This is a genomic window from Flavobacterium selenitireducens (assembly GCF_014748335.1).
In the GTDB taxonomy this organism is placed as follows: domain Bacteria; phylum Bacteroidota; class Bacteroidia; order Flavobacteriales; family Flavobacteriaceae; genus Flavobacterium; species Flavobacterium selenitireducens.
Genome location: NZ_JAAVIY010000001.1, coordinates 577,135 through 603,515 on the forward strand (window position 1 = coordinate 577,135; position 26,381 = coordinate 603,515).

24 protein-coding genes and 1 tRNA gene are annotated in these 26,381 nt (G+C 48.5%); 9 read left to right on the forward strand and 16 right to left on the reverse strand.

Features of this window, described 5'->3' with window-relative positions:
- Positions 1-143: 143 nt before the first annotated feature.
- Both HC229_RS02485 and HC229_RS02490 read right to left on the reverse strand, forming a co-directional pair.
- Positions 144-4,304, reverse strand: a complete 4,161-nt coding sequence (locus HC229_RS02485; RefSeq protein ID WP_191018852.1) for an ATP-binding protein — start codon at positions 4,302-4,304, stop codon at positions 144-146.
- Positions 4,305-4,307: 3 nt separating this feature from the next.
- Positions 4,308-4,691, reverse strand: a complete 384-nt coding sequence (locus HC229_RS02490; RefSeq protein ID WP_191018853.1) for a response regulator — start codon at positions 4,689-4,691, stop codon at positions 4,308-4,310.
- A gap of 336 nt (positions 4,692-5,027) precedes the next feature.
- On the opposite strand from HC229_RS02490, the gene ku reads away from it, so the two are divergent.
- The gene (gene ku / locus HC229_RS02495) at positions 5,028-5,816 is read left to right on the forward strand and encodes a non-homologous end joining protein Ku (protein ID WP_191018854.1); all 789 of its coding nucleotides are present in this window, start codon (positions 5,028-5,030) and stop codon (positions 5,814-5,816) included.
- A gap of 35 nt (positions 5,817-5,851) precedes the next feature.
- Entirely contained in the window at positions 5,852-8,512 is a 2,661-nt protein-coding gene (gene ligD, locus HC229_RS02500; protein WP_191018855.1) for a DNA ligase D, read from the forward strand.
- A gap of 129 nt (positions 8,513-8,641) precedes the next feature.
- Here the strand turns inward: ligD and HC229_RS02505 are convergent, their stop codons facing one another.
- The 6 genes from HC229_RS02505 to HC229_RS02530 all read right to left on the reverse strand — a co-directional run bounded on the left by HC229_RS02505 (position 8,642) and on the right by HC229_RS02530 (position 15,185).
- Positions 8,642-8,800: a hypothetical protein gene (locus HC229_RS02505; RefSeq protein ID WP_191018856.1), complete on the reverse strand. Its 159-nt coding sequence runs from the start codon at positions 8,798-8,800 to the stop codon at positions 8,642-8,644.
- A gap of 382 nt (positions 8,801-9,182) precedes the next feature.
- Positions 9,183-10,733: a L,D-transpeptidase family protein gene (locus HC229_RS02510; RefSeq protein ID WP_191018857.1), complete on the reverse strand. Its 1,551-nt coding sequence runs from the start codon at positions 10,731-10,733 to the stop codon at positions 9,183-9,185.
- A gap of 87 nt (positions 10,734-10,820) precedes the next feature.
- Positions 10,821-11,420 carry an HPP family protein gene (locus tag HC229_RS02515; RefSeq protein ID WP_191018858.1) on the reverse strand — a complete coding sequence of 200 codons (600 nt, stop codon included), beginning with the start codon at positions 11,418-11,420 and terminating at the stop codon, positions 10,821-10,823.
- Complete coding sequence (locus HC229_RS02520; protein WP_191018859.1) at positions 11,420-12,688, reverse strand: chloride channel protein; 1,269 nt, start codon at positions 12,686-12,688, stop codon at positions 11,420-11,422. Before HC229_RS02520 ends, HC229_RS02515 begins: the two co-directional genes overlap by 1 nt.
- A gap of 58 nt (positions 12,689-12,746) precedes the next feature.
- Positions 12,747-14,462 carry a patatin-like phospholipase family protein gene (locus HC229_RS02525; RefSeq protein ID WP_191018860.1) on the reverse strand — a complete coding sequence of 572 codons (1,716 nt, stop codon included), beginning with the start codon at positions 14,460-14,462 and terminating at the stop codon, positions 12,747-12,749.
- A gap of 144 nt (positions 14,463-14,606) precedes the next feature.
- Positions 14,607-15,185 carry an NUMOD4 domain-containing protein gene (locus tag HC229_RS02530; protein WP_191018861.1) on the reverse strand — a complete coding sequence of 193 codons (579 nt, stop codon included), beginning with the start codon at positions 15,183-15,185 and terminating at the stop codon, positions 14,607-14,609.
- A gap of 219 nt (positions 15,186-15,404) precedes the next feature.
- Between HC229_RS02530 and HC229_RS02535 the strand changes: the two genes are divergently transcribed.
- From HC229_RS02535 to HC229_RS02545, 3 genes are all read left to right on the forward strand, one after another.
- The gene (locus tag HC229_RS02535; protein WP_223845497.1) at positions 15,405-16,184 is read left to right on the forward strand and encodes an SRPBCC family protein; all 780 of its coding nucleotides are present in this window, start codon (positions 15,405-15,407) and stop codon (positions 16,182-16,184) included.
- A gap of 69 nt (positions 16,185-16,253) precedes the next feature.
- Positions 16,254-17,201, forward strand: coding sequence for a YihY/virulence factor BrkB family protein (locus HC229_RS02540; protein ID WP_191018862.1), 948 nt, complete (start codon positions 16,254-16,256; stop codon positions 17,199-17,201).
- Between the two features lie 76 nt (positions 17,202-17,277).
- Positions 17,278-17,583: a hypothetical protein gene (locus tag HC229_RS02545; RefSeq protein WP_191018863.1), complete on the forward strand. Its 306-nt coding sequence runs from the start codon at positions 17,278-17,280 to the stop codon at positions 17,581-17,583.
- Between the two features lies 1 nt (position 17,584).
- Here the strand turns inward: HC229_RS02545 and HC229_RS02550 are convergent, their stop codons facing one another.
- Positions 17,585-18,034, reverse strand: coding sequence for a DUF1801 domain-containing protein (locus HC229_RS02550; RefSeq protein WP_191018864.1), 450 nt, complete (start codon positions 18,032-18,034; stop codon positions 17,585-17,587).
- Between the two features lie 98 nt (positions 18,035-18,132).
- Here HC229_RS02550 and HC229_RS02555 point away from each other — a divergent pair, with 98 nt between their 5' ends.
- The 4 genes from HC229_RS02555 to HC229_RS02570 all read left to right on the forward strand — a co-directional run bounded on the left by HC229_RS02555 (position 18,133) and on the right by HC229_RS02570 (position 21,679).
- The gene (locus HC229_RS02555; RefSeq protein WP_191018865.1) at positions 18,133-18,405 is read left to right on the forward strand and encodes a hypothetical protein; all 273 of its coding nucleotides are present in this window, start codon (positions 18,133-18,135) and stop codon (positions 18,403-18,405) included.
- A gap of 2 nt (positions 18,406-18,407) precedes the next feature.
- Positions 18,408-19,181 (forward strand): dienelactone hydrolase family protein, encoded by a 774-nt coding sequence (locus HC229_RS02560; protein WP_191018866.1) that lies wholly within the window; start codon positions 18,408-18,410, stop codon positions 19,179-19,181.
- Positions 19,182-19,463: 282 nt separating this feature from the next.
- The gene (locus tag HC229_RS02565) at positions 19,464-20,606 is read left to right on the forward strand and encodes a DUF3667 domain-containing protein (RefSeq protein ID WP_191018867.1); all 1,143 of its coding nucleotides are present in this window, start codon (positions 19,464-19,466) and stop codon (positions 20,604-20,606) included.
- A gap of 53 nt (positions 20,607-20,659) precedes the next feature.
- Complete coding sequence (locus HC229_RS02570; protein WP_191018868.1) at positions 20,660-21,679, forward strand: M28 family peptidase; 1,020 nt, start codon at positions 20,660-20,662, stop codon at positions 21,677-21,679.
- Positions 21,680-21,993: 314 nt separating this feature from the next.
- Here HC229_RS02570 and HC229_RS02575 read toward each other — a convergent pair whose 3' ends face one another.
- The 7 genes from HC229_RS02575 to HC229_RS02605 form a co-directional block, all read right to left on the reverse strand.
- On the reverse strand, positions 21,994-22,248 hold the full coding sequence (locus HC229_RS02575; protein WP_191018869.1) for a hypothetical protein: 255 nt from the start codon (positions 22,246-22,248) through the stop codon (positions 21,994-21,996).
- A gap of 313 nt (positions 22,249-22,561) precedes the next feature.
- Positions 22,562-23,041: a hypothetical protein gene (locus HC229_RS02580; protein ID WP_191018870.1), complete on the reverse strand. Its 480-nt coding sequence runs from the start codon at positions 23,039-23,041 to the stop codon at positions 22,562-22,564.
- Between the two features lie 81 nt (positions 23,042-23,122).
- The gene (locus tag HC229_RS02585; protein WP_191018871.1) at positions 23,123-23,770 is read right to left on the reverse strand and encodes a hypothetical protein; all 648 of its coding nucleotides are present in this window, start codon (positions 23,768-23,770) and stop codon (positions 23,123-23,125) included.
- A 166-nt stretch (positions 23,771-23,936) separates the two neighbouring features.
- Positions 23,937-24,012, reverse strand: a tRNA-His gene (locus HC229_RS02590).
- Positions 24,013-24,074: 62 nt separating this feature from the next.
- Positions 24,075-24,791 (reverse strand): bacillithiol biosynthesis deacetylase BshB1, encoded by a 717-nt coding sequence (gene bshB1, locus HC229_RS02595; protein WP_191018872.1) that lies wholly within the window; start codon positions 24,789-24,791, stop codon positions 24,075-24,077.
- Positions 24,792-24,867: 76 nt separating this feature from the next.
- Entirely contained in the window at positions 24,868-25,905 is a 1,038-nt protein-coding gene (locus tag HC229_RS02600) for an isochorismate synthase (RefSeq protein WP_191018873.1), read from the reverse strand.
- Complete coding sequence (locus HC229_RS02605; RefSeq protein WP_191018874.1) at positions 25,905-26,330, reverse strand: PaaI family thioesterase; 426 nt, start codon at positions 26,328-26,330, stop codon at positions 25,905-25,907. Before HC229_RS02605 ends, HC229_RS02600 begins: the two co-directional genes overlap by 1 nt.
- Between the last annotated feature and the right edge of the window lie 51 nt (positions 26,331-26,381).

Sequence of the window (26,381 nt, forward strand, 5' to 3'; positions counted from 1 at the left end):
CTTTTTCCGGCTGTCCGCTTATAGCTTTCTTAAATCCGGCGCTTTTGATTCCGTCGCAAAAAGGCTTCCGCTGGTCGCCATTCGCGCCGGGCAAAAGCAGCCGTATTTTTCAAAAGGCTACCGCTTCCATCCGGGCTATTGCGTCACGCCGGGAGGTAGACGTAAAACGAAGCACCCTTGCCGCTTTCACTCGTGGCGGTAATGAATCCTTGGTGGTTCTCCACTATTTTCTTGCACAACGCCAACCCGATTCCCGTTCCTGAAAATGAAGTCCGTTGGTTGAGTCTTTGGAAAATCGTAAAGATCTGGGTGGCGTATTTCTGGTCGAATCCAATGCCGTTATCGGTAAACACCAATTCGACATAGAGGCGGTCGGGATATAGATTGTGCTCAAAACCAACATCCGATCCCGTCAGCGTTCGGCACGAAAGCCTGATTCGGGGACTGTCGGCGGTAAATTTCAACGCATTTCCGATCAGGTTCGAGAACAACTGATTGATCTGTAACGGGACGGCGATGACCGTCGGCAGCATGTCCGCATCGATATGGGCGCTTCTTTCCTCGGCAAGCAGTTCAAAATCGACGAGCACGTTTTGGAGCACCTCGTTAAGGTTCACCTTTACAAAATGTTCGTCAATGCGCGAAAGGCGGCTGTAGTTGAGCACGGCTTTGATCAGGTCGCTCATGCGTTCCGCCGACGAATTGATCTTTTCGAAATAACGTCTCGATACCTCGGCATCGTGAAGGTTGCGCTCCAACATGCCGGAAAACATCTGGATCTTGCGCAGCGGTTCCTGCAAATCATGAGAGGCGATATAGGCGAACTGCTCGAGTTCCCTGTTCTGGAATTCGAGTTCGGCATTGTATTTCTGCATGCGGTCTTCGCTGATTTTGCGCTCGGTAAGGTCGCGCGTCACTTTAGAAAAACCGATGACGTTGTCGTAGTCGTCGTGAAGGGCCGTGATGGTGACGCTTCCCCAAAAAACAGTGCCGTCCTTGCGGATGCGGTAGCCTTCGTGAATGGCTCGGCCGCTGTTCCTGGCTTCGGTTATCAACGTCTGCGGCAACTGTCGCTCGCGATCTTCAGGCAAGTAAAAAATCGTGAAGTTCTTGCCGACGATTTCCTTATCGGAATAGCCCTTGATCTTTTCGGCGCCCTTGTTCCAGTTGAGGATCGTGCCGTCCGTGTCAAGTAAAAGTATCGCATAGTCCTGGACTTCCTCGGTCATGCGTTGGTAGCGTTCTTCGCTTTCCTGCAGCTGGCGGTTTTTCTCGGCCAGGCTTTTCGTGCGTTCATACACTTTTTCTTCCAGGATCGCCGTCTGGAGTCGCTCGTCTGTGATGTCGAGGACGGTGCCGTACATACGCGTAGGCTGGTTGGCCAAATCGCGCTCGGCCCTTCCGTTCAAGCGGATCCAATGCAGGGAGCCATCGTTCCACACGATGCGTGCCTCATAAAAAAGGATTCCGTCGAGCATGGCGCTGGCAACCGCCGCATCGCGTATCGGCTTGTCGTCCGGATGGATTTTGCTTACAAAGTCAGTGTGGGTACAATCCCGGGCATCGGCATATCCGAAAATCTCCGCCAACCGATCTGAAAAAATAAAGCGTTCTTCCTCTAAAATCCAGTCGAAGCTTCCCATCCTGGCGGCTTCTATCGCCAATTTGTATCGTATGGCGCTGCCTTCGATCTCTTTGCGCGCCACAACGCTGTCGGTAATATCATCGGCTACGACCACGATTCCTGAGATTGTCCCGTTTTCCTCTTTCAGCGGCTCGTAGACAAATTTCACGTAAATCATTTCGCTGCGGCCGTTCCTGTAAAGTTTGATCGGCATTTCTTCCGCAACGTAGGTTTCACCGGTATCATACACTTTTTCGAGTAAAGCTTTGAAGCCTTGAGGCACCATCTCGGGCAACCCTTGTTCGAGCGGCTTGTGCAAGATTGCCTGGGCGGACTTTCCCCAGATTTCGATGATGCGTTCGTTGGCGATCTCTACCAGAAAGTTGCGCCCTCTGAGCAAACAAATTGCGACCGGTGCATGCTCAAAGACGTTTCGAAGTTGGGAATTGACGTGCCGCCTGGACTTGCGAAGCCGCAATTGGGCCATCACACGCGCCTGAAGTTCCTTAGCCGAAAACGGTTTGACGAGATAATCGTCCGCGCCGAGTTCGTAGCCTTCGATCTTCGATTCCTCCCCTGCCCGCGCGGATAACAGCAAGATGGGCGTATCGGCGAATTCCGGGTTGTTCTTGATGCGTTTCATCATCTCGATCCCATCCATGACAGGCATCATGATATCGCTGATCACCACATCCGGACGTTCGGCATCCATCATCTCCAATCCCTGTATCCCGTTGGCAGCGATCACAACTTCGTATTGTGTCCCGAGTATTTTTGCGATGTAGGCGCGCATGTCCGAATTATCGTCGACAACCAGTACTTTTTCAAGACTTTTATGTCGGCTTATCTCATGAGGTCCGGCGGTTTCGGCCTCGGTCAGGCTTAAACTGTCCAGCCCGTAAGAATTCGGGATGATTTGGTCGAAAGGCGTGCTTTCATCAACCAGGTCGGTCGATTCCAGATGTGCGCGTCCTACCGGAATCCTTACCGTGAACCTGCTTCCTTTTCCGAGTTCACTCTCGGCCAGGATTGTCCCGTGATTGAGCTGGACGAGTTCGCGCACAAGCGACAGCCCGATCCCGCTTCCTTCAAAGCTGCGGCCCGTCGCATTCCTGACACGGTGGAAGCGTTGGAACAATTTGTCCATTTCATCGGCGGGAATGCCGGTTCCCGTGTCGGAAACTTTCATTTCGATAAACTCGCCGTTTTCACATATCGAGACGCCGACTTTTCCTGAAAGCGTGTACTTATACGCATTCGACAATAGGTTTAGCACTATTTTCTCCCACATTTCGGTATCTACATACGCTGCCGATTTCACTTCGGACTTCACCTCGAAATCCAGCCCGGCCCTTTCAAACAACGATTGGAACGAACTGGCGAGCTCTTCCGTATAACGCCCGAGGCAGACGCCCCGAAAAATCGTTTGCATACGTCCTGCCTCGATGCGGCTGAAATCCAGGAGCGAATTCACAAGTCTCAACAACCGCATGGCGTTGCGGTGTGTAATCTCCACATTTTTCCGGTTGTCCTGCAAAGTTCCGTCTCCAGGATCGTTGAGCATTTCCTCGAGTGGCCCGAGCATCAGTGTCAACGGCGTTCTAAATTCATGGCTGATATTGCTGAAGAAAATCGTCTTCGACCTGTCGATTTCGGCGAGTGCCTCGGCCCGTTTTCGCTCGCGTTTGATTGCATAGGCATTCGAAAGGGCGCTTGTTATCTGGTCTGAAACAAGTCGAAAAAAGCCGATGTAATCCTCATCGACCAGGCGGTACGGATTCATGCCTACTCCAAGGATCGCGAACGGCAAGCGATGATTCGACTGAAGGATCGGAATCAGCAACGCCTTATCGGAGGACCGCTGCCAGAACGTCGATGGCAGTTCCCCGAACCGTTCGGTTATACCGGAAACTAGTTGTATCGAGCTCCCGCCTATGGCTTTTGAAAGCTCCTGGTAATGCGCCGCATCCTGGCTAAGATCAAGTATCGGAGCCGATAATTGCTCAGGCAAGTGAGCCGGAGTTTTACCGACGAGGTGTAAGCGGTTGCCGCTTTCTTCCACTTCGTAAAGCGTCGCAAATGGAAAATCCTGAGGGTTTTGGGCGAGCACGTCCAAAGACGCCTCGTAAATCGCCTGGTTGCTTTCGAGGCTTAGAAGTGCCTTGGCCAGGTCCTGCAAAGTGCGCATTTGCCGTTCGCCCGTGATGCGCGCCGTGTCGTCGGTATTGGCGCAAATTATGCCCTGCGGTTTCCCGTCATCTCCGGGAATCGGGCTGTAGGAAAACGTGTAATAGGTTTCTTCGGTATAGCCGTTGCGCTCCATGAGCAACAGCAACGCCTCGTCATAGGTACCGGTATTTTGTTCGAGACATTGGCGGGTGCGGGGCTCGACTTCGTGCCAGATTTCGCGCCAGACTTCAAACGCAGGCTGCCCTAGACATTCGGGATGCTTGCCTCCTACTATCGATTTGTAAGCGTCGTTATAGATGTTGATGAGTTCTTTTCCCCACCAAACGAACATCGGTTGTCTTGAGGTAAGGATAATGCGGACCGAGGTGCGCAAACTTTGCGGCCACACGGACGGGTGACCCAATGGTGTCTTGCTCCAATTCTTGTTCCGGATCAATTCTCCAAGTTCCCCTCCGCCTTGCAGAAACGATTCATCAGATGGTAATGTCATAGGCTATTTCAGTATTTTACCCAATAATTCCTGCAAGCCTTGCACCGACGAGGGTTTGATCAGGAAATCCGTGGCTCCGAGAGCGAGCATTTCCTGAGTGGTCCTTGGAGCAGCTGCAGTCGAGTAAATATACACTGATACGGCGTTCAGACGTTCAATTTTCCTAATTTCTTCGAGGGTTTCCTTTCCGTTCATCTTCGGCATGTTCATGTCAATGAAGATAAAATCGGGCAAAAATGCCTCATCTTTTAATTTTTCCAATGCATCTATGCCATTTGAGGCGAACATGCATTCTAAGTCCGGATCGATACTATTGGCCGCATCGCAGAAAAATTCCTGGTCATCCACGTCGTCATCAATAAACAAACATTGCCTTGGGGAAGCCATTTATCAGAATTTAATTGAGTGATACTAAAATATGTTTTTTGGGTGAGATCGCCCTAACTTTTCATCATTCCCGAAGCAGCAAACCGCATTTTGAGATACGTGATTCTGGTTTGCAACCAAAGTTTGGAACTTATGATTTTCAGTGGATTGTTTGCATTCATGGCCGATCTTTTTGGAATGTTACAAAGGTTGTGATTTTGTCCCGCACCTTATTACAGGATTATGGGCGGTAGTTGTAAAATTCCCGCGTTAACTGTTAAAACTACAAGCTTTGCAACAAAACATATAAGCTAAAGCTGTAACATTTTGCCAAACTTTGCAATTAAATTTCAGCACATGAAAGCACTTTGGAAAGGCGGCATCAGTTTCGGTTTGGTAAACATTCCGGTCAAACTTTACAGCGGCGCCCAAACTCACCGCATCGATCTCGATATGATCCGGAAAAAAGACCAATGTAGGATCGAATACGTCCGCGTGTGTAAAAAAGACGGTAAGGAAGTGCCTTGGGATGAGATCGCAAAAGGATACAAAAAAGAAAACGGCGACTACGTCATACTCGAGAAAGAAGACATTGCGCGCGCCATGCCCGAGAAAACCCAGACGATCGACATTTTCGAGTTCGTCAAGGAAGACGAGATTCCGTCCAAATATCTTGAGAAGCCCTATCTTGTCGAGCCCGACAAAATTGCCGCCAAAACCTATGCGCTGTTGAGGGACGCCTTGAAAAAGTCAGGCAAGGTCGGCCTTTGCAAGTTTGTGATCAGGACATCCGAACACTTGGGAATCCTTACACCGCAGGACGATGCCATCGTGCTGATCCAAATCCGGTTCGAGCAGGATCTCCGGGATCCCAAAGAGCTTAAACTTCCGACCAAGAGCGTTACCATCAGTAAGAAAGAACTTGATATGGCGCTCAACATCATCGACCAATTGACCGACAAGTTCGAACCCGAAAAATACAAGGACACCTACAAAGACGAATTGCTGAAACTCATCAAGAAAAAAGCGGCGGCGAAAGGCAAAAAAGTGGTGGCGGAAGACGAACCTAAAAAGAAAAAAGAACGGCATCCGGCAGATGATTTGCTCGATCAATTGAGGGCAAGCCTGGAGGCGATCAAAAATTAAGTGAAAACTTGACTGGAAATTGAAAGACACGAAGAATGGATCAAAGCCTCGAAAAATACAACCAGAAACGCGATTTCAAGAAAACTGCGGAGCCAAAAGGCGTCAAGAAGGCCTCGAAAGGTAAGCTTAAGTTCGTAGTCCAAAAACACGCGGCATCCCATCTCCACTACGATTTCCGGCTTGAGATAGACGGCGTCCTCGTGAGTTGGGCCGTTCCCAAAGGCCCGTCCGGAAACCCTGCCGACAAACGCCTGGCGATGCATGTCGAGGACCATCCGATGGACTATCTCGACTTCGAAGGCACGATACCGAAAGGCGAATACGGAGGCGGGACCGTCATGGTTTGGGACATCGGGACGTATGAACCGGAAGGCGGGATTGCCGTAGCGAAGCAAAACGCCGAGATGAAAAAAATGCACAAGTCCGGATCGATAAAAATCGTGCTGCACGGCGAAAAACTAAAGGGTAGTTGGGCGCTCGTCGAAATGCACGGGCGGGGCGAAAACCAGTGGCTGCTGATCAAACACAAAGATGAATTTGCGGGTAAGGACGTCACCTACAACCCATTTTCTATACTTACCGGTCGCGATTTTGACGCCATAGCGGAAGGAAATGAGGAGTGGACGAGCGATGGTAAGAAAAACAAGACATCCCCAAAGAAAGCCGACCCTAAAAAACCTAAGACAGAAAAACAATCCGGATCTGCGACAGAGTTCGAGGCACATGACCTTGCAGATGCCAAACGGCTCGAAAAATTCCCATCTGACTGGAGCCCGCAACTGGCCACGCTTGCGAACGAGCCGTTCGATAACGAGGAATGGCTGTTCGAGACCAAGTTCGATGGTTACCGCGCACTGGCGCAAATCCGAAAAGGCAAATGCGAACTGGTTTCCAGGAACGGCATTTCGTTCAGTAAAAAATATCCGGAAATTGCAACCGCTCTCGACGATACGGCTACGGATATGATTCTCGACGGAGAGATCGTCATCGAAGATGAAAAAGGAAAAAGCCGCTTCCAATGGTTGCAGAACCGGGACGACAATCCGAATCGAGGCACGATGAAATTCTATGTGTTCGACATACTGTATTTCGGGAATTACGACCTGCGATCGCTCGACTTGCTGCTGCGTAAAAAAATCCTCAAGGCCGTGCTTCCCAAAAAGAAAGGTTTGGTCTTTTCCGAACACACCATCGGCGACGGTCTCAAAGCGTTCCGAAAGGCCGAAAAAGATCAGGGAGAAGGCATAATCGCAAAGAAAATTTCTTCCACCTATATTTCCGGCAAGCGAACGAAAGACTGGCTCAAGATCAAGACCGAAAAGCAGCAGGAAATGGTCATCGGCGGGTTTACCGAACCTTCCGGAGGCCGAAAAGGGCTTGGCGCTTTGTTGTGCGGTTACTACGATGGGGACGACTTTATGTATTCGGGAAAAGTCGGCAGCGGATATACCGAGGAAATCCTGAACGACCTCCGGGCAAAACTCGACAAGATCGAACGCAAGACACCGGCTTTCAAAAATCCGCCAAAGGAAAAACAGGTGCATTGGGTAACGCCCAAGTTGGTGGCCAACATCAAGTTTTCCGAATTTACCGAGACGAATTCGATGCGACACCCGGTTTTCCAGGGTTTGCGTGTCGATAAAAAAGCTTCGGAAGTAACGTTGGAATTGCCAAAGCTCGACACTGATTCCGTCGCTTCGGCCGATTCCGCATCCGAGAAAAAAGTCGCCGTTGAACAAAAGACGAGGCCCCGAAAAAAAGCTTCCAAAACATCCGATTTAATAAAAATCGCCGCCACCGATGTAGCCGATATCCCATCTCTTTCAAAAAAAGTGGAATTTTCCAATCTCGACAAACTTTTCTGGCCGGAAGAGAAAATCACAAAAGGAGACGTGATCGCGTATTACAACTCGATTTCTGGTGTATTGCTTCCTTACCTAAAGGATCGTCCGCAATCGATGCGACGCACGCCCGACGGTATCAAATCGGAAGGATTTTTTCAGAAAAACGTAGAAGGAAGCGCCCCGAAATGGGCCAAGACACGCAAGATCAAAGCCGATTCCAAAAGCGAGTCCGTGACCTGGCTGTTGTGCAATGACAAAGACACGCTGCTTTACATGGCCAACATGGGTTGTATTGAGATCAATCCCTGGAGCAGCCGCGTGGGCTCTCTCAACAACCCGGATTATATCATTTTCGATTTGGATCCGAAAGGCGCCCCGCTTAAGAACATCGTCAGGACCGCACAAAAAGTGAAAGAGATCCTCGATAAACTCGGTGTTGTCGCTTATATCAAAACCTCAGGCGGCAACGGGTTGCATGTGTTCATCCCGGTCAAGCCGGTCTATACATATGAACAAACGCGCGAATTTTCCCATCTGGTAAGCCAAATGGTGCACAGGGAGCTGCCGGATATCACGAGTCTCGAGCGCCTGCCGTCCAAACGCCAGGGCAAAGTTTACCTCGATTTCCTGCAAAACGGCAAAGGCAAGACCATGGCGAGCATTTATTCGCTGCGTCCCCGCGAAGGTGCCGGAGTCAGCACACCGTTGGACTGGAGCGAAATCGATGATGATCTCGACCTTAAAGCGTTCAACATTCACACTATCTTAAAGCGCCTTGAACAAAAAGGCGATCTTTGGGCCGGTTTTTTTGACGACGCGATCGATTTGAAATCGTTGTTGAAGAGTTTGTGATTAATTTCCAGGCACTTTTCCTTCGCTCATACTCCGGATGCGAATCGAGAAAATACGCAATCTGTTCCCGGAGTCCATCCTCTAATTTGGTGGCCGGCCGATGACCTAACAATCGCTGCGCCTTGTCGATCACGGCATGCGTCCGCAATTGGTCGCCCACTCGTTTTCCAGCTTTTCGGATCGCGATGTTTCGGCCACGAAGCCGTTCCACGATACGGATGCCGTCGAGCGTCGAGTGTTGGATATCGCTGCCGATATCGGATTCGGGCTGGTAAAGGCTCGTTTCAAGTTAGTCTTCCTCTCAGCCTTGGCCTTCAGGTCTCAATAATTGTTCAGGCGTTTCCATTGTCAGCTGTGTTGCTGAGACCGGATGGATATAAATCTGTAGACGAAGTAAAACGAATTGCCCGCACCCAGGGACTTACCGTTTACGAATTCGGCCCTTTCAGCCCGGAAATCGTTTACGCCTTCGGACAAAAAATCCCGAAAGCGGCTCCGGTTGCGGCACCTTTCGGGATTTTAGCGATGTCGGCGGACAGCCTGAAGGTAAGGGAACGATCCGACAGCGAAAAAACGGAGTTTCATCAATCTGAACACTTCCAAAAAACGCGAGAAACTAGCACAAAACAGACTGTATCGTGATTTTTACATCGTGTCCGACCAGCAAACATTATTGATAGAGCAACGCTGCAAGTCGTTTGTCGCGGTTGTAGATGTCCTCGTAAAAGGAAACATTTCCGTCTGCATCCGCCATCGCGGTAAAATAAGCGATATACACCGGAATCTTTCGATCGAGCGGATATTGTTTCTCGGTTCCCGAGTTCATATGTTCGTCAATTTGCTTTTTGCTCATCTTCTTATCGTCTTCGAGAATTAGGTAGGCCAACTCCTTGGCTTTCTGGACGCGCACACAACCATGGCTGAACGCGCGTTCACTGCGGTTGAAAAGACTTTTGGCAGGAGAATCGTGCAGGTAAATGTTGTTTTGGTTCGGAAACATGAATTTAACAAGTCCAAGCGAGTTTTTCGGACCCGGCTTCTGGCGGTAATTGCTACCGACCTTTTCCATATTCTGTTTGTCGAGGTAGTCGGGATCTTTAGCCAAGGCAGGCTCGATTTCCTTTTTGACGATACTTTTCGGAATGTTCCAGTATGGACTGAACACCAAATAACTCATCTTTCCGCTGAATACGACTGTTTTGTTGAGCGCCTTTCCCACGACAACGTTCGACTCCAGCACCGATTTCCCGTCTTTGATATAGGTTAGATGGTAAGACGGTATGTTGACGGCAACGTATTCGCTGGCCTTTTCAAAATCGGCGGGAATCCAGCGGCAGCGCTCCATGTTGACGACGATCGTCTTGATTCGCTCGGCAACTGGAATATTGAGCGCGCTGACAAGATCGGGCGTAATGGTCTTGCCATCGGTATATTGGCGCTTGTTAAAACTGATGATCGCCTGTTCGAGTTCGTCGTCAAATTGCTGGCTGCCAGAATCCGAACCGATGTCGCCGGTTAGGGCCATGCGTTTCCGGACTTGCGCCACGGCTGCATCGGAATCGCCTTTTTTCAAGATTTTTTTGCCTGGCAAAGCGATCGTGGCCCAACCTCCTTTTTTCTCGATGTCGCGATATTTCGCCAGCGCTTTACGCAGGTTTTCGTACTGGGAAAAGTTTTCCATTTTGCCTTCTTTGAGCAAACTCGGGTCTTTCATCAACGTGTCGAGATAACTCACATAGGAAATTTTCTCCCGGGGCAGGAACCAACCCATCTTACGGCTTTCGGCTGGCGGAATTCCGGCGTAGACTTTATCGACGTAAAAAATGTAAAGCGCACTTACGAGCAAATCGTCTTCGGTTGACGGTTTTTTGGTATCCCTTTCCTCGAATAAATCGGCGTATTCGGATTGGTACGGAAGCGCTACAGGAACGCCTTCTTTTTCGATCTGAAGCGATTTGTCATACAGTACTTCGGCAAAATCGATGCGGCCGTCTTTGTCGTACCAAAGCATTTTATTTGCGGATGATTTGTAAAGGGCGTCGATTTTGGCTTTTGCCGGAGTGAACTCCGGGTGCTTCGCATAAAATTCGGAAACTTTTTCGGTATCCAATGCATAGCGATCTTTAGGGTCGGCGGACAGTTGGCCGTCATTTTTCTTACAGGAAAAAACAAAAATCGAAAGGCATAGCAACAGTAGTAATTTGGGCATCTTGAACATCATATCTGTAATCTTTTTCGGCTAATTTACTGTTCGCATATCCGGCAAACAAGGCGCTGTAAAAGATTATGGAAATGATGTAAGCAGTCGTCAGCCCTGATTTTTGCCCTTAAAAAGATACTTCCGCTTGATGTGGACGACCTTCTTATGGTTCGGATAATGACGCTTATCGGTAGCATTGTTAAATACAAAGGCGCAGATCAACAGGATCATCGCGCCCGTAAACACCGGCGACAGTACGTAGCCGAAACCGAGAGCCTTGAGCTCCGGAGAACCCGTCGCGGCGATCAAGGCAGTGGCGCCACCCGGAGGATGCAGCGTTTTGGTAATTTGCATCAGTACGATCGAAAGCGAGACGGCCAACGGTGCTGCGATCCACATTTCCGGAACAAGCTTGGTCACCGCCACGCCCGTAATGGCCGAAACCAGGTGACCGCCTATGAGGTTGCGCGGCTGGGCCAACGGACTTTGGATCACGCCATAGACGAGTACGCACGATGCCCCGAACGAGCCGATCAAAAAGATAAAGTCCTGCTTAGGAAAGGCTTCGTATTGAAGGTAAGCGATGATTCCCATCCCGACGAACGATCCCAGGAATGCCCAAAAATGTTCGCGAAAATCGACAAGCGTCTCCCGATAAAGTACATAACGCGTCTTGCGATAGGTTCGTTTGATTTTCTCTATCGGCATCAGCTCGCGGGTTTGTAGGTATAAACGTTATAGCGATACATCTTTTGTGAAGCGATTTTAGACAGCACGCAAACCAACAGCAGCGGCAGGATCAGCACATAGTTCCCGGTTATTCCGCAGACCAGGAAAACGGCGGTGAAAGGTGCGTGTATCGTGGCGCTAAGGACGGCGCCCATTCCTATCAGCATAAAATTGATCGGAATCAGGTGGGCGTTGAAAAAATGGTTGGCGACCATGGCGAACAACAGTCCCGCAATGGCGCCGGTGACGAGGCTGGGCGCGAAAACACCTCCGTCCCCTCCTCCCCATAGCGCGACCGAAACCAAAAGCGGTTTAACGATGAGAAGCGTCGCAAGCAAGCCGGCAAAGCCAAGTGAATACCGCGTATTGGAATCGAGGAAAAGCTCCGACAGCCCGTGATAACCATCACCGTAAAGTTGCGGCAGGACGAGCAGGCAGCCGCCGATGATCAAAGCCGCGACAAGTATTTTGTATTCGGGACGCGAGAAAATTGCCGGACGCGACTTGAACCACAAAACGCTTTTGGTAAGGTATACGGAGTTCAGGCTCGCGAAAAGCGCAAACCCGATGAAATAAGGAATGGCCCCATAATTCCAGTGGGTTACGTCGACGTGAAAAAGGTCCGAAGGCGATAGGAAATGCGCCATCACCAAAGCAGAAAAACACGCCATGGCCATGATGAGGAACGACTTTAGCGACCGCTTTCTTGTAATGACTTCAAGCGAAAACAACATTCCCGCCATCGGGCTGTTGAACAAAGCCGTCAGTCCCGCCGAAATTCCGGCACAGATCATTTCGGTTTTGTATTTCCTGAAAAAACTCTGGCGATCATGGGTCACCGATCCTACTGCAGCCGAAGCCACGACCGTTGAAACCTCTATACCGGTCGGCCCGCCGAAGGCAACGGTGAGCAGTCCGTTTACAAAATGGGACGGAACTTTGTACATCGGCAAACCTTTTCCCGTTTTCAGGCTGTCGAAAACTTCCGCAATTCCCTTATTTTCCTTTTTCCGAAAGACATACTGGCGCAACAGAAAAATCATCCCTAATCCGAAAACAGGGAAAACCACGAGTAAAAAATTACTATGCCTGGTTTTTTCGAACAGCATTTCCTCGTAATGTTCGGTGGTCAGCTTCAGCGAAATCGCAACGAACGAAGCCAAAACACCTATCAAGAGCGCGATACCGAGCAATTTGGCCCATTTGATCAAAACAAGTCTTGCGCGCAGTTTGGATTTGGAAGTCATGTAGAAGATTTATGCAAAAATAGTTCACCGCACCCAAAATTCGAACAACCTTAACATTTTACCGTCTGAGCAATTCCCAATCGCTGAGGCTTGCTTTTATCGCTTCCATCACCTTGTTTTTGATGAGACGCCTTAAAACCGCGCGCGACCCGATCCAGAGCAACCCGGAAGTGAGCCAGTTGAAATCGGAGAGGTTTAAGATGATTTTTTCGACCCGTTGCTTGACCGGACCTGAAAAACGCTCCAGATCCTTTTCGGAAAGCGAGGGCCAATCAGTCCCTGAGGAAAAAACCGGCATGGCAAATGTTCCCGGCACGGGCCTATCGGTGAATATCGGGATGATCTGGTAGCGCATATCGCCGGTGGCCATAGATCCGAAACGCGTTTTGTCGATGCCGGAATATCCTGCGGCAAAAATCGGATTGAGCTCGAGTGCATCTGCCGGAACCGTAAAATAGTCCCTCAGGAAAACTTCGCAATTGTGGCGCCCCAAGAAGTAATCGTGAATTCGGAATTCCTTGTCGATAAAGCCGCCAAAGCCGCCAAGCGCACCACAGGCAATCGCCTTTTCACCGAAAAGTTCGTTAACGAGCTTACCGTCTTCGTCCCGAATTTGGCGGGAAGGCGAAATGATGAATTTCCCGGCATCTGCCATGAACATGCCCACGCGGTAATCGAGCGGCTTTGCGCGCATTTGGGCCGTCATCGCCGACAGTGTCTTGCCAATTACCGGAAACAGTGCCTGATCAAACTTGAATTCCCCGGGCGATTTGCTCGGAAACGGGTCGATCATCATAATCGTGTTCTCAAACGACTCGTATGTCGAGTTGATCTTTGAGAGCAGTTCGCGTCGTTTGTCAAGCGAAACCTCTTTGAGCTGGCGCTCCTTTATCGTAAAATCGTCGAGCAGGTCCCGCACTTTTTCATAGGGTTCGTTATTGATCATTCCACCGTCGACATTAAGGGTGCGAACCGTTGCGGAAGTCAGCGGGCTATTGTTGAAAATGTCGCGCAGCCACGGGATGTCTTTTACATATCGTGCTTCCCTTTCGATGATACGCGATTGCAATCCGACGGGAAACGCACCGGTAGCCATAGCCGCGTCTTTTGCCGTTTTTAGTGCGGCGTTGTCTTTGGAAAAATCGAGCGGTATCCAACCAGGAGTGTTTACGGAGACCGGTGATCCCGAAATCTCGAAACAGGCGTAATCATTATGTACCGACATATTGTACTTTTCCTTTTTACGGCCCGAGACGAAATCGACATTGTAATGGAAACCGCCAAGATTGGAAAGCGTGGTGAAAACCTTGACGGGCGATTCGAAATAAGCGGGCATCGAGCGTTGAGGAATCGAAGGCGCGAACATTTTGTCGGCCACTTCATCGATGAACTTGGAATTTAACAGGGAAATGATCTTTTTGCCGTCGATGTCCGAATTGTCGAGCATTTTCGGAAACATGTCGCGATGGGTAAGATCAACCCAACTGTGGTAGAATTTGTTTTCCGGATGTTCATCGAGCAGACGCCCTTTCTGAGGAACCTCCACCGCAACGATATCAGAGTGGATCGCACTGGCTGCCAGCATGGCCGTCATGCCTCCGGCCGAAGCGCCGCCCATGACGGGAATGGTAACGGTGTGGTTGGGAACTCCGTCCTGACCTCGCCTGCGCTGCCAATCTTCTAGCGCTTCAAGAAGATAATCCATTACGCCGGCAGTGTAAGCGCCAGCCGAAACGGCACCGGCCATACAAAGCCCAATCCTGAACGGTTTCATATCACAAAAAATTAAGTGTAAAATGCAAAAAACCTACGCTATCAGCCAACATATTGGGAAAGCCTAAGATACGCAATATGAAGTACCGTTTACCGAAACAAAAAAAATCTCCCGGAGGAGATTCATTTGTCAGAGCGTAAAAACTTAAACCTGGATATGGCCCCAGTTCTCGCCTCGTTTGATTCGGTAGAGTTGCATCTCGCTCACGCCGAACTGTTTGGCAAGGATTTTCAGCCTGGTTTTTCGGTTCGGGTCGAGAATTTGTTTTTTTAGTCGGATGACTTGGGTGATGGTCAGTTTGTGACCGTCGGATTTCATGCGGTCCTGGATTTGCTTCTTTTTGGCCGCCTGAACATAAGGGCTTTTTTTGTAGAAATCGAGGAACTCTTCCCTGGTAACCCATTTCAGGTTCTTATAATGATCGTTTCCTCTTTGCCGGTCGAGGTGGATCAGGTGGACGTGATCTTCCGTGGGTTGCTCCACAAAATGTTTTCCGACCAATTTGTAAAGGAAAATGATCTTGTTGGTGATTTTCGTGCCGGTGTTGATCTTGTAGGCAAGGACGCGATAGCCCTCGGTAAGGCTGCCTTTCAGGATGGTCCCGTCGTCGAAAGTGTCGGTGTAGCTCAGTAAACGTCCGTAATTGGAAACTGCGTAACGCTTCCTCAACGGAGCATCAATAGCAATTTCCTTAAACGTTTCAGATGCATAAAGTCGCAGCATACTCGTCTAGGTTTTGGGAAATATTAGTCTTTGGATTAACAAAGTTAGCATTAGCGCGGACTTTGCAAAGGCATCGGCTTTTTTTTTAGCTTTTTTTAAGAAACACCGGGTCGAACGTCTGGGTTTGTAACCAAAAATTTACAACAAAACGCCATTATGCTGTAAGGTAATTGCGGGAGTGCAAAAATATCTTTGTAAGACAACGCAAAACAAACTGTCATGAAAACCGAAGCCACGACCAAAAGAAATTTTTCCAAAATAGACAAAGCAGGAACCGATCCTAACCGTTACGCCAGCGTCTCCAACATGGATGAGGCTAAACATTATATGGGTGACGGCAAGAATTTTTTCGGATACACACCCAATATCGGCAAGATCGAACGCATCGCCATGATTGCCGCGGGATCCTACTTACTGTATAAGGCACTTTCCGGTAAAAAGAAAAGCATTCCGCAAAGTATTGCCGGAGGAACGATGCTCATCAGAGGTGTAAGCGGCTATTGCCCAATTTACGATGCAGCAGGAAAAAATCCCAAACTTTCCGGTAGCAACGTCAATATCCGCACGACGGTGGTGGTAGACAAAACACCGACGCAAGCTTACGACCAATGGCGCGACCTTAGCAGTCTGCCTCAAGCCATGAAACATCTCGAAAGTGTCGAGGAAATCGACCATCTGCGTTCACAATGGACGCTCAAAGGCCCAGCGGGAATCGGCCGCCTGAGCTGGAAAGCGGAGATCCTGATGCAGGAACCTGGAAAAATCCTGAGCTGGCATTCGCTTCCCGGGTCGGCGATCGACAATGCGGGTAAAGTGAAATTTACCGACATCGGATCAGGAAAAACCGAAATCGAAGTGGTCATTTCCTATCACGCCCCTCTCGGATTTGCAGGTGAAGCCGCCGCAAAATTGTTCAATCCGCTATTTGAGAAAATGGTGAAGTCCGATATTGAAAATTTCGTACAATCTGCAGCCGACGCCCGTCCGCAAATGGTCTGACCAAACGATAACCCAAACGCAAAGCACCGGATCGACACTCGTTCGGTGTTTTGCATTTAAAAAAACATTATGGCTCTCATCACCAAACAAAATCTTACCGACATCTGGAAGATGCTCAAATGCACCTTTAGCGATTTTATCGCCGACAGGGCGCTGAAACTCAGTGCCTCCTTATCGTATTACACCGTCTTTTCGATGGCACCTTTGCTGCTGCTGATGATCTCGCTTTTCGGATTTTTCTTCGGACGCGAAGCCGTCCAGGGACACGTTTTTCACGAAATAAACGGATTGATCGGAAACGAAGCCGCGCTGCAAATACAGGAAGTCATCCGCAACATGGAATTGTCCGGAAAGACAACGACGGCCTTGCTCGTAGGGATCGTCACGCTGATAATCGGGGCCACGACGGTTTTCGGCGAAATCCAGGATTCCATCAACATGATCTGGAAAGTCAAGGCCAAACCGAGACGAGGTTGGGTAAAAATGCTCAAGGACCGACTGCTTTCCTCTTCTCTGATCATTGGTTTGGGCTTTCTTATGGTGGTATCGCTTATGGTAAACGGCGCACTTATGGCGCTCAACGATTGGTTGAAAAGCTTTTTTCCCGAAATGACGCTAATCCTGTTCAACATCATCAACCTGGTGATTACGTTCGGCGTGATAACGGTTTTGTTCGGCATCATCTTCAAAGTGTTGCCCGACGCTTACATCGACTGGAAACACGTTAGGATCGGAGCGTTTTTTACGGCTTGCCTTTTTATGATCGGACGCTACCTTATCGGATTATACATCGAGACGACAAGCACGGGAACTGCGTACGGAGCCGCCGGAAGCATGATCGTAATTCTCGTCTGGGTATATTACACTGCCGCAATTTTATATTTCGGGGCGGAATTTACACGCGTGTATTGCGAATTCACGGGAGCCCGCATCAGGCCAGCCGAATATGCCGTTTATGTTGAGGAAAAAGAAGTGGAGCGCAAAATAGATGCGATTCCGCCTCGCGCCACGCTTTAAAACGTGCAACCTCTGAAAGAAGAATTGTAAGCAGGCATCGCCTTTAAAAACTTACATTAAATTAAAAAATAAAATCATGGACAATCAGGAAAACAAGACCGACCACGAACACGAGTTCGACGGGAAAAAAGACCGCAATTTTTATCAGAAACCGTTCGACGACGTCACCGATCCGCTGCCGCAGATAGATGAGCAATCGGCCTCACTATCGGAAAAAGACAGCACGAAGAATGGCGCTTCTGACGAAAATCAAACTGCGCAAACCGAGACCCAACCGGAACCCGCCAAAGCCGACGACATCAATGAAAAAGACCCGCGCGATCAAGGCGACAGTTTACGTGACTGGGATTCCGAACACAACCGCAGTTCGAGACAGCGATAACCTATTTGACGAAATGCGACTCGTATAGCGAAATCCAATCGTTAGGCGTCAGTTTGCCAACGAGCTCGCCAATCAATTCAAACGGAATGGCTTCTGGCTTTTTGAAACGCATGCAACTTTTTCCCATATCGAGTTTGAGTTTCGAGTGTTTTGGAAATTCGGTTACAAACCAATCCAACAAACCTTGATCGCTGTAAATACCCATGTGGTAGACCGCGACAAAATTCTTTTGGGACGCGATACTCAGGAATGGCAGCGGAAGCTCGGCATTGCAATGATAGCCTTTCGGATAAGTCGATTTCGGCACTATCCAGCCTATCATTCCGTACGAAATTTGTTCCTGGAACCCTTCCGGCAAATTTTGATTGATCGTTTGCCTCAATTTTGAAATGGCGTCCCTTCTTTCCGGATCCAGTTGTTCGATATACGCTTCTACAGAATTCGTTTGCATGTCATAAAGTTTCTCCAAAGATACACGCATCGGTTAAATTGGCATCGAAATTGGAAAATGTGCGGAAAACGTTATCTTTAGAAACCTAAAATCACCGTATGAAAAAGATACTTTTGCTAACAGCCTTGCTTCTTGGGGCTTACGTAACGGTTCAGGCTCAGGAAAAACCCAAGAAACGTCCGGTAACGGAAAAACCAAAATCAACTGCTACGGTAAAAGCCGAACCTACTCCAGAGGGTCAGGCGAGCCGCCAAAAAGCTGCCGAAGACATCAAACGTAGCCGTGCCGAAAAACGCGCCAAAATGGAGGAAACACGCAAAAATGTGCGCGATCGCATCGCAACGGATACTACTTCAAGTTCAAGAAAATAATTATGAAATCGAAGACGTTTGCCTCTTTTTTGTTGCTTTTTGCGAGTCTCTCTATCAAAGCACAATTGAAACCGATCGCTTATTCGGACGGCTCCCAGAAACTCAATGGCGTGTTTGTAGCTTCGGGAGAAACTTCGGCTGCCAAACCGGGCATATTGATACTTTCGGCCTGGATGGGCATTCAGGATCATGAAAAACAAGTGGCTGCCGAACTGTCCAAAATGGGCTATCATGTATTTATCGCCGATATTTTTGGCGAAGGCAATTATCCTAAGAATCCTTCGGAAGCGGGCAAACAAGCCGGGCATTACAAAAACAATCCCAAAGACTACCAAAGACGTATCCAACTCGCGCTTGACCAATTGGTCAAAGCAGGAGCGAATCCGGACAATATCGTGGCCATCGGTTACTGTTTTGGAGGGACGGGCGTTCTCGAAATGGCGCGTTCGAACATGAAAGTCAAAGGCGTAGCTTCGTTTCACGGCGGTTTAGGCAAAGACAAATCGCGTCCGAACGGGGCAATTTCGGCCAAAGTCCTGATTCTTCATGGAGCGGACGACAATTTTGTCCCCAAAAACGAAATCGAGGCGTTCCAACAGGAAATGCGTGACGGTAAAGCCGACTGGCAAATGAATTATTATGCGGATGCTGTCCACGCCTTCACCGAAAAATCGGCGGGCAGCGACAAATCGAAAGGTGTCGCTTACAATGAAAAAGCAGACAAGCGCTCTTGGGAAGCGTTGAAAGTCATGCTCGATGAAACGCTAAAGAAATAAGTTTCAGATAAATATATTCGTAAAATCGGGATGGGAAACTGTCCCGATTTTTTTGTTGATCGCAGCCATCATTCTCCAACCCGAACCGGATGCGCTAATCGACTAATTCGCTAATTGACTAATTCGCTAATTGACTAATTGACTCATTCGCTAATTGACTAATTCGCTAATTCGCTAATTGACTCATTCGCTAATTGACTAATTGACTCATTCGCTAATTCGCTAATTGACTAATTCGCTAATTGACCAATAAATACTATTTTTGGGCAAACCAACCAAAACATGTCCGGACACAGCCCGCTTCGCCAAGATAAAACCTGTCTCAACTGTCGTCACGTAGTCGAAAGACGCTATTGCCCAAACTGCGGACAGGAAAATACAGATTCGCGAAAGACATTCCATCACCTGTTCATCCACTTTTTTGAAGACCTGACGCATTATGAGAATGCGTTCTGGAAAACGATACGCCACTTGCTTTTCAAGCCCGGCCGGCTTACAGCCGAATATCTCTCGGGAAAACGCCTGTCGTATCTCGCGCCGGTTCGCTTGTACATTTTCATCAGCTTCGTGACCTTTTTTGTAATCAGTCTGATGCCATCGGATAACGAAAACGAAAGCCATGACACCAAGGGCGATAAAGACGCTAAAAGCGAACAAGAACTGCTGAGCCTGAAATTTCCGGAAAACGATACCGTCCCGCCGAAACCTACTGTTCCGGGAAAATTGACACGTGTCAACGGAGAACTGGTTTTCGTCGAGGATACCGCGACCGCGACTCCGGAACTGTCACCCGAACAGCTCAAACTTGGCGCAATTTCCATGAACGTCAAGGATAACGACGTCGAAAAGCCTCGTAAAGTGAAAGGTTTCGGGTCATTTTCTACGGTTCGCGAGCTCGACTCGATACAAAACACGCGACCGGAGGGACAAAAGTTGTCCTGGTTCGGATATCGCCTCGAAAAAGTCCTCGTCATGGTGCGCGAACGATCCAACGAAGAAGACTATATGAACGATCTGGGGCAGGAAGTAGTTCACAACATCCCGAAAGCGCTTTTCCTTTACATGCCGATTTTCGCGTTTTGGTTGTGGCTTTTCCACGGCAAAAAACGCTGGTATTACTTCGATCACGGCATTTTTACACTACATTATTTTTCGTTCATGTTACTCACCTTGTGTGTAATGATGACCGTTACCGCTTGTGTGAGCCTTGCGAAATCCGATGTTTTGAACACTATCATGGTATTTGCCTGGATTTTCCTTTTCGGATGGTGGTTCTTTTATTTTTTCCGGTCGCACAGCCGTTTTTACGGGGAGTCCAAAGCGATTTCGCGCCTTAAGTCGCTGGCGCTGTATTTCATAAACATGTGGCTGATCAGCTTTTTTACGCTCGGACTTTTCGCTTACACGATTTTGAACATGCATTGATTGTAACTTTCTTCAAAAAATCGTTACTTACTGAAGATTAACCAAAATAGCTTATGAGAAAATACCTGATTTTAGGTGCAGCCTTGCTCGCTTTGTCCTGTAAGAGCACCAAAGGAGATTTGAATTCGGAAGCGACCGTGACCAAGTATATGAACACGATCACGTCGGCCGAACTGAAAAAACACCTTACCATTATCGCATCCGACGAAATGGAAGGACGTGAGACAGGATCCGAAGGCCAGAAAAAAGCCGGGCGTTACATGATCGACCAGTACAAAGCCGATAAGATTTCGTTCCCGAAGGGCGCGTCCGATTACTACCAGAAAGTTCCGGCGGCCTTCCTCAATGCCAAACGCAACGAAGGACTTCCTGATTCCGAAAACATCTGGGCCTTTATCGAAGGTACCGAAAAGCCGGATGAAATCGTCGTGATTTCCGCTCATTACGACCATATCGGGATGAAAAACGGACAAGTCTACAACGGAGCCGACGACGACGGATCGGGAACTGTCGCACTGATGGAAATTGCCCAGGCGTTCCAGAAAGCCAAAAAAGACGGATATGGACCAAAGCGTTCCGTGTTGATCCTTCACGTTACCGGCGAGGAACACGGCTTGCACGGCTCGCGTTATTATTCCGAAAATCCACTTTTCCCGTTGGCCAAAACCGTAGCGGACGTCAATATCGACATGATCGGCAGACGCGATGAGCCTCACGCCAAATCCAACAATTACATCTACGTCATCGGTGCGGACAGGCTTTCAAGCGACCTTGACAAAATCGTGCGCGAGACCAACGAAAAGTTCGTCAAGCTCGACCTCGATTTCAAATTCAACGACCGCAACGACCCGAACCGTTTTTACAACCGTTCCGACCATTATAATTTCGCCAAACACGGCATACCGTCTGTCTTTTTCTTTAGCGGCGTGCACGAAGATTACCACAAGCCAGGAGACGAAGTCGAAAAGATCGAATGGGATGCGTTGCTAAAACGTTCCCAACTTGCCTTTGTGACAGCTTGGGAAATCGCCAACAGAACCGACAGGCTCGTTGTCGACAAGGACGGAAAATAACCTGGAGAAAAAAAGACGAATTTAAATAGAAAGCCCGGAACTGTTTCCGGGCTTTTTTTGTGGCTTTTGAAACCTTGGGTGTTTAGCGACGTCAAAACATCTTCGTTTATGAGAGCATCGAGTACTGTTGCGATAGCTCTTGTGAAGCTACCATCAACATTTTCTAAACGATTTAAATTGTCCCAGATAAAAAACCATTGCCCCAATAGAGAATCAAGACGGATTGTGTCGTGATGCGCTAAAGTTGCAATGGCTGATTAAGCGTTTATGCATGTTCTGTCGTAAGTTGCCGTGGTATCCGAACGGACGTTTACCTAAAATTTCTCATTTTTGACGATTTGTACTTTCCCCGTCGGAACCGTATCGGTGGAATCCTGGGTAACGATCACGTTAAGAATCTTGATTGGGATATCTGGAATTCCGTCCGAAGACGCTTTCATATCCTGTATCAGATTTTCAAAATCCTGTGGACTCAAAACCAGCGTATCGCCGTGGTCGATCCTGTGGGTAATGATGTAATCGCGAATTCCCGCGACCGACATCTTGTGTAAAAAATTGAATTGTGACATAGTTAGGTTGTTTTACTTAAAGATAGCGATTGATCTGCTGAACGGGGAATCTTTTAGGCTTTAATTATGACCAAAACTTAATTGTCAGTTGATTATTTCGGTTACCGGTAACTAGTAAACTCGCTAATTCTCTAACCCGCTATTTCACCAATTCGCTAATTTACCAATTCGCTGTTGTTAACACACTAGCCGCGAATTCGCTAATTCATCAATTCGCTAATTCGCTAATTTGCTAATTCGCTAATTCACCAATTCACTGTTTTTAATACACTAGCCGCGAATTCGCTAATTCGCTAATTAACTAATTCGCTAATTAAAACCGCTTCTTATACTCCGCCAGCAACCAGTCCGAAAAAAACAAGGAATTGTAGGCATCGCGGTTTTTTTCGTCATTTTTTTCAAATGCGCTCAGCTTTTCCCGATACTTGACAAGTTGGTCGGGCGTGAGCATTTTACGGTAATCGTCTTCCTGTCTTATCAGCGTTTTGATGAAAAGATTGGTGTCTTTCTCGTTTTCACTGACGATCATCGTGTTGTAGATCGGCAGCAGTTCGCGGTATTGGTCGATGAAAAGCTGCTTGAATTTCGGGTTTTGCGCTTCCGAATAGTTTACGATCTGATAGGTCACTTTGCCTTTTGTCTGCCAGAAAGCTTCCTCCCCTTTTTCCGCTTTGTGTACGAATTGTTGCATCATCATGACCTTCGTCTCGATCGATTTGGAAATTCGGGCGTCGTTGTTCTGGGAAAAAACAACACTTGACATCAGCAGTGAAAGCAACAGCAACTTTTTCATGTCCGGGATTTTTTACAAAAATAAAAAAAGCCCCGATAGTCGAGGCTCTTAAATTTGGTTGTGTTGTTTTGTGGTTGTATTTTAGAATTCGTATCCGATCTTGAGCCCGAGGCGCGGCACCCATTCGTCCACATTTCGGTTGTCGATGTAGCCTTTTCCCTTAATCTCGAGTTTCCACATGATTCCGACAAATGGATCGACCGCAACCGGCCCGAGTTTTATTTTGTAGCCGGCTTCAGGACTGAAAAACGAGAAATACGAATAGGTTCCTTCATCACCGAAAATCCCGAAATCGTCGTCATACGAAATACGGCCATACGACAGGAAATTTCCCAAATAAGGTCCGCTGTTCCTGCCCATGAAATAGGTGCGCTGGCCTAGCTCGACCACGAAACCTTCCCCTTCGAGATCATCGATACCTGGAACGTTTACATCGTATTTCATCATACCGTAGGCCACGTTGACGACTTTCGACGAATAAAAGCTGAAACTCTTGGAGTCCATCGCTTTCGTCTTTTTGTTTCCAAGGAATTCCACGCTCAAACCAACCTGGTTCAACTCGGGAAAAGAACCAAATGCCGATACGGTCACATTCTTGTCATAAACGCTCGTTTCGCTTGCGGTATGCGTCTTGCCGTCGTTGGTAGTAGTCGTGGTTGTGGTGGTCGTGGTTTGCGCGAACCCAGGACAAAATGCCAGGAAGGTCGCGAACATCAATACTTTTCTCATCATTTTTGCTTTAGGTTACAGCGAATTTACGAACCTCCAACGTAGTGTACAAGCAATATGGAAATGATGTAGGGTTGACGATTTTAAGTGTAAACCGTCGGAAAGTCAAGGAATAGCTCCCAAACAAAAAAACGGCTTCGATTTCTCAAAGCCGTTTCAAATCTAAGGGTGAATGACGGGGGTCGAACCCGCGACCTTCGGTACCACAAACCGACGCTCTAACCAACTGAGCTACAATCACCATGTTTTTGCGAGTGCAAAGATATACGAACTGCTGATATTTGCAAACAAAATCCGGATAAAATTATATCAAATCTCCTAAACTGCTGACGCCCAAATAGCGTTCAACGGTAAAACCTTCGCCCATGTCGGTTCCGATGAGCCTTCCGAGATCCTGTGCACGATAGTCGAGGCTCTCCAAAAAGTTCTTTGTGGCGATCGGCGTCACGGGATCTTTACTGTCCGGATCGTAAAATTGGGACGCGTAAGCGAGGATCGCCTCCACCCTTTTGGCATTGAAGCCGGTAATGTCCACGACAAAATCAGGCGTGATGTTCATCCATTGGATATAGTGATAGACAACTTTAGGACGCCACTCTTCCTGTCGCTGCCCGTCGTATTCCGTTTCAATTTTTCTCAGTCCCGATAAAAAACACGCGTCCGAGACCAATTTGCTTCCCTTGCCATGATCGATGTGACGGTCTTCAATGGCGTTGCACAGCACAATTTCCGGCCGGTATTTGCGGACCATACGGATTACGGCAAGTTGGTGTTCTTCGTCGTTCACGAAAAAACCATCGCGCATATTGAGGTTTTCGCGCACCGAGACGCCCAGCACTTTTGCCGCGTTGGCCGCTTCGATGTCGCGTATTTCCGCCGATCCGCGGGTTCCGAGTTCGCCCCGTGTCAAATCGACGATGCCGACTTTTTTTCCAAGCGAGATTTCCTTCGCTATCGTTCCGCCGCAGCCTAATTCTACGTCATCGGGATGGGAACCGAATGCCAGTATGTCAAGTTTCATTTGTTGTGATATTGTTGGGTTGCTCATTTGTTCGATTAATGACTGTCGGATAATTTTTAGCCACTTGGCTTTGGCTTCACAGCACTTTTCGCATCGTAAGCGATTTGTTGACAGTTTCAAAAAACTCCTTTTCCGCGTCGCTGTCTTTGGTGATGCCGCAGCCCATGAACAACTGCGCCTTGCTCGCAACGACTTTCATGCAGCGCAGGTTGACATAAAGATCCGTTTTGCCGGAGCGGTTGAGCTCGCCAAGAAATCCTGCGTAATACTCGCGCTTGTAGCCTTCGTTGTCGAGGATGAATTTTCGGGCATCGGCTTTCGGCAATCCGCAAACGGCCGGCGTTGGATGCAGAGTCGAGATGACCTGTCCCAAATCCTGGCTGTCGTTCAATTCTCCCTTGATGTCGGTGCGGATGTGCAACAGATTTCCCGCTTTCGCCGTGTAAGGCGCCGTCAATTCGATTTCGGATACGATCGGTTCGAGGCTGTTCCAGATAAAATCCTTGACGAGCCGCTGCTCTTCTTTCTCCTTTTTTTGCCATTCGACCGTTTCCTCTCCCTCGAACTTTTGGGTGCCGGCAAGGGCCATCGTCTCAAAACTATTGCCGCTGGCTTTGAGCAACGTTTCCGGAGTGGCGGCCATCCAAATGTCGGTTTTGGGATGGAACCACAAGTACACGAAAGCCGTCGGATAGGAAGCTGCCAATCTCCCAAACGTTCCGATCGCATCGAAATTTACGACGTCTACCGATTCGGTACGCGAGAGCACAACTTTTTCGAAAGTCCCGTTTGCGATCGCCTGTTTTCCTTTGCCCACCAATTGCTCGAACTTTAGTTTGGCGTTGGTATCGATTTGAAGCGATGGCGCGGGCAACGCTGGGAATTGAGGTTGGAACGCTTCTGTCTGGGAATCGGAATCGGAATCTGGCAAAATCCAGGATTCATCGCCCGAAAAAGGCGCGAAAACAAATCCCGAATCGCTCCATTTATTGCATCCGTGCGAAATCTTGCCTCGTTGGAAGATCCCGGTTGCCTGTTGCTCTCCAGGCTTTCTGAAAAGGACAAAAGGTTTTCCATCCGCAAGCCAAAGTTGTGCTTTTTGTAAAAGTTCCATCAGCGTTTTCTTGGTAAGACCATGTTCGTAAGTTTGCAAAGCGAAATGAGGTTGTCGTTTTCGTCAGTAACCCGGATTTCCCAAAGATGGATAGTCCCGCCTTTGTGGATGATGCGCGCCGTACCGAAAACCGTCCCGTTGCGTTTGGCCTTGACGTGGTTGGCCGATATCTCGATGCCGCGCACTTCCCGTTCTTCAGGATCGACGAGCATCAGCGAAGCCGCACTGCCGACGGATTCCGCCAGAGCGACGGTGGCTCCGCCATGCAACAATCCCATCGGTTGGTGAACCTTTGGCGTAACGGGCATTTTAGCTTGGAGAAAATCCGGCCCGGCATCGATGAATTCCATTTCGAGCGTGGCCATGAGCGTATTTTCTTTCGAAAAATCGTTGCAGAACGCAAGCACTTTTTCTTTGTCGAACATAAGGAAGTATTTTGCGTAAAAATACAAAAGGGAGTTGGTTGTTTAACGTTT

Coding starts and splice junctions, on each gene's coding strand:
- HC229_RS02550 (WP_191018864.1), bottom strand. CDS start 18,034: ATGCAAACGAATTCTGTAGAAGCGTATATCGAACAACTGGATCCGGAA.
- HC229_RS02585 (WP_191018871.1), bottom strand. CDS start 23,770: ATGAGAAAAGTATTGATGTTCGCGACCTTCCTGGCATTTTGTCCTGGG.
- HC229_RS02510 (WP_191018857.1), bottom strand. CDS start 10,733: ATGATGTTCAAGATGCCCAAATTACTACTGTTGCTATGCCTTTCGATT.
- HC229_RS02565 (WP_191018867.1), top strand. CDS start 19,464: ATGTCCGGACACAGCCCGCTTCGCCAAGATAAAACCTGTCTCAACTGT.
- HC229_RS02560 (WP_191018866.1), top strand. CDS start 18,408: ATGAAATCGAAGACGTTTGCCTCTTTTTTGTTGCTTTTTGCGAGTCTC.
- HC229_RS02520 (WP_191018859.1), bottom strand. CDS start 12,688: ATGACTTCCAAATCCAAACTGCGCGCAAGACTTGTTTTGATCAAATGG.
- HC229_RS02525 (WP_191018860.1), bottom strand. CDS start 14,462: ATGAAACCGTTCAGGATTGGGCTTTGTATGGCCGGTGCCGTTTCGGCT.
- bshB1 (WP_191018872.1), bottom strand. CDS start 24,791: ATGAAACTTGACATACTGGCATTCGGTTCCCATCCCGATGACGTAGAA.
- HC229_RS02540 (WP_191018862.1), top strand. CDS start 16,254: ATGGCTCTCATCACCAAACAAAATCTTACCGACATCTGGAAGATGCTC.
- ligD (WP_191018855.1), top strand. CDS start 5,852: ATGGATCAAAGCCTCGAAAAATACAACCAGAAACGCGATTTCAAGAAA.
- HC229_RS02580 (WP_191018870.1), bottom strand. CDS start 23,041: ATGAAAAAGTTGCTGTTGCTTTCACTGCTGATGTCAAGTGTTGTTTTT.
- HC229_RS02605 (WP_191018874.1), bottom strand. CDS start 26,330: ATGTTCGACAAAGAAAAAGTGCTTGCGTTCTGCAACGATTTTTCGAAA.
- HC229_RS02570 (WP_191018868.1), top strand. CDS start 20,660: ATGAGAAAATACCTGATTTTAGGTGCAGCCTTGCTCGCTTTGTCCTGT.
- HC229_RS02575 (WP_191018869.1), bottom strand. CDS start 22,248: ATGTCACAATTCAATTTTTTACACAAGATGTCGGTCGCGGGAATTCGC.
- HC229_RS02515 (WP_191018858.1), bottom strand. CDS start 11,420: ATGCCGATAGAGAAAATCAAACGAACCTATCGCAAGACGCGTTATGTA.
- HC229_RS02545 (WP_191018863.1), top strand. CDS start 17,278: ATGGACAATCAGGAAAACAAGACCGACCACGAACACGAGTTCGACGGG.
- HC229_RS02535 (WP_223845497.1), top strand. CDS start 15,405: ATGAAAACCGAAGCCACGACCAAAAGAAATTTTTCCAAAATAGACAAA.
- HC229_RS02530 (WP_191018861.1), bottom strand. CDS start 15,185: ATGCTGCGACTTTATGCATCTGAAACGTTTAAGGAAATTGCTATTGAT.
- HC229_RS02490 (WP_191018853.1), bottom strand. CDS start 4,691: ATGGCTTCCCCAAGGCAATGTTTGTTTATTGATGACGACGTGGATGAC.
- HC229_RS02600 (WP_191018873.1), bottom strand. CDS start 25,905: ATGGAACTTTTACAAAAAGCACAACTTTGGCTTGCGGATGGAAAACCT.
- HC229_RS02555 (WP_191018865.1), top strand. CDS start 18,133: ATGAAAAAGATACTTTTGCTAACAGCCTTGCTTCTTGGGGCTTACGTA.
- ku (WP_191018854.1), top strand. CDS start 5,028: ATGAAAGCACTTTGGAAAGGCGGCATCAGTTTCGGTTTGGTAAACATT.
- HC229_RS02485 (WP_191018852.1), bottom strand. CDS start 4,304: ATGACATTACCATCTGATGAATCGTTTCTGCAAGGCGGAGGGGAACTT.